Origin of the sequence: Gracilibacillus halophilus YIM-C55.5 (genome assembly GCF_000359605.1) — a bacterium.
In the GTDB taxonomy this organism is placed as follows: domain Bacteria; phylum Bacillota; class Bacilli; order Bacillales; family Amphibacillaceae; genus Gracilibacillus; species Gracilibacillus halophilus.
The window spans coordinates 1-1,574 of sequence record NZ_APML01000073.1 but is presented as its reverse complement, the minus strand read 5'-3'; the positions used below and the strand labels follow the sequence as shown (position 1 = coordinate 1,574).

Sequence of the window (1,574 nt, the reverse complement as noted above, 5' to 3'; positions counted from 1 at the left end):
TATCCTTAGAAAGGAGGTGATCCAGCCGCACCTTCCGATACGGCTACCTTGTTACGACTTCACCCCAATCATTGGCCCCACCTTCGGCGGCTGGCTCCAAAAGGTTACCCTACCGACTTCGGGTGTTGCCAACTCTCGTGGTGTGACGGGCGGTGTGTACAAGGCCCGGGAACGTATTCACCGCGGCATGCTGATCCGCGATTACTAGCGATTCCGGCTTCATGCAGGCGAGTTGCAGCCTGCAATCCGGACTGAGAATGGTTTTCTGGGATTTGCTTGGCGTCACCGCTTAGCTGCCCTTTGTACCATCCATTGTAGCACGTGTGTAGCCCAGGTCATAAGGGGCATGATGATTTGACGTCATCCCCACCTTCCTCCGGTTTGTCACCGGCAGTCACCTTAGAGTGCCCAACTTAATGCTGGCAACTAAGATTAAGGGTTGCGCTCGTTGCGGGACTTAACCCAACATCTCACGACACGAGCTGACGACAACCATGCACCACCTGTCATTCGGTCCCCGAAGGGAACGCCCTATCTCTAGGGCCGTCCGAAGATGTCAAGACCTGGTAAGGTTCTTCGCGTTGCTTCGAATTAAACCACATGCTCCACCGCTTGTGCGGGCCCCCGTCAATTCTTTTGAGTTTCAGCCTTGCGGCCGTACTCCCCAGGCGGAGTGCTTAATGCGTTAACTGCAGCACTAAGGGGCGGATACCCCCTAACACCTAGCACTCAACGTTTACGGCGTGGACTACCAGGGTATCTAATCCTGTTCGCTCCCCACGCTTTCGCGCCTCAGCGTCAGTCACAGACCAGAGAGCCGCCTTCGCCACTGGTGTTCCTCCACATATCTACGCATTTCACCGCTACACGTGGAATTCCGCTCTCCTCTTCTGTACTCAAGTTCCCCAGTTTCCAATGACCGCTCATGGTTGAGCCACGAGATTTCACATCAGACTTAAGGAACCGCCTGCGCGCCCTTTACGCCCAATAATTCCGGACAACGCTTGCCCCCTACGTATTACCGCGGCTGCTGGCACGTAGTTAGCCGGGGCTTCCTCGATAGGTACCGTCAAGGTACCGCCCTGTTTGAACGGCACTTGTTCTTCCCTAACAACAGAACTTTACGATCCGAAAACCTTCTTCGTTCACGCGGCGTTGCACCGTCAGACTTTCGTCCATTGCGGATGATTCCCTACTGCTGCCTCCCGTAGGAGTCTGGGCCGTGTCTCAGTCCCAGTGTGGCCGATCACCCTCTCAGGTCGGCTACGCATCGTCGCCTTGGTGAGCTGTTATCCCACCAACTAGCTAATGCGCCGCGGGCCCATCTGTAAGTGATAGCTCATGCCACCTTTCATCTTTCGGTCATGCGACCGAAAGCTTTATTCGGTATTAGCTCGCGTTTCCACGAGTTATCCCAATCTTACAGGTAGGTTGCCCACGTGTTACTCACCCGTCCGCCGCTCGTTCCACTCGCTTCACCCCGAAGGGATCAGACAAGCTTCCCGCGCTCGACTTGCATGTATTAGGCACGCCGCCAGCGTTCGTCCTGAGCCAAGATCAAACTCTCCATAAAA

At 55.3% G+C, this 1,574-nt stretch carries 1 rRNA gene; it reads right to left on the bottom strand.

Annotated elements, in window-relative coordinates:
- Positions 1-9 precede the first annotated feature (9 nt).
- Positions 10-1,573: ribosomal RNA gene (locus tag J416_RS13420) — 16S ribosomal RNA — on the bottom strand.
- Position 1,574: the final 1 nt, after the last annotated feature.